The sequence below is a fragment of the Bradyrhizobium lablabi genome (genome assembly GCF_001440475.1).
Taxonomy (GTDB): domain Bacteria; phylum Pseudomonadota; class Alphaproteobacteria; order Rhizobiales; family Xanthobacteraceae; genus Bradyrhizobium; species Bradyrhizobium lablabi.
Genome location: NZ_LLYB01000075.1, coordinates 230 through 576, shown reverse-complemented (window position 1 = coordinate 576; position 347 = coordinate 230). Strand labels below are relative to the sequence as shown.

1 protein-coding gene and 1 pseudogene are annotated in these 347 nt (G+C 63.6%); both read right to left on the bottom strand.

Going from position 1 to position 347, the window contains the following annotated elements; all coding sequences use genetic code 11:
- Window positions 1-137 (bottom strand): annotated as a pseudogene (locus tag CQ14_RS46515) (flagellin); the annotation flags it as partial.
- 1 nt (window position 138) lies between these two features.
- A partial coding sequence (locus CQ14_RS46510) for a hypothetical protein (protein WP_430650195.1) occupies window positions 139-347 on the bottom strand: 209 nt, incomplete at both ends.

Sequence of the window (347 nt, the reverse complement as noted above, 5' to 3'; positions counted from 1 at the left end):
GCCGGTAATGCTCAGCGTCGACTTGCCGGTCTCGTTGAACGTCAGCTTCAGTGTATCGCCACCGAGCAGGTTGACACCGTTGAAGGAGGCATCGGCCGCGGTGCTGGTGATGTTCTGCATGGTGATGTTGTATTGGTNGGACGCTCTGCGCCTGAGCATCGACCACCGGAGCCGACGCGGTCGAGAACGCAATCGTCGTGGTCAGCGTGCCGCCGATCGTGCCGCCCGCCGTCGGTGAGCCGAGCGTCGAGGAGGCGTAATCGTTGGAGGCGGCGATCGTCAGCTTCCCGGTGGAGTCGATCGTGGCGCTCATGTTGTTGGCAAGCAGCGCCGCGTTGAGCTGGTCG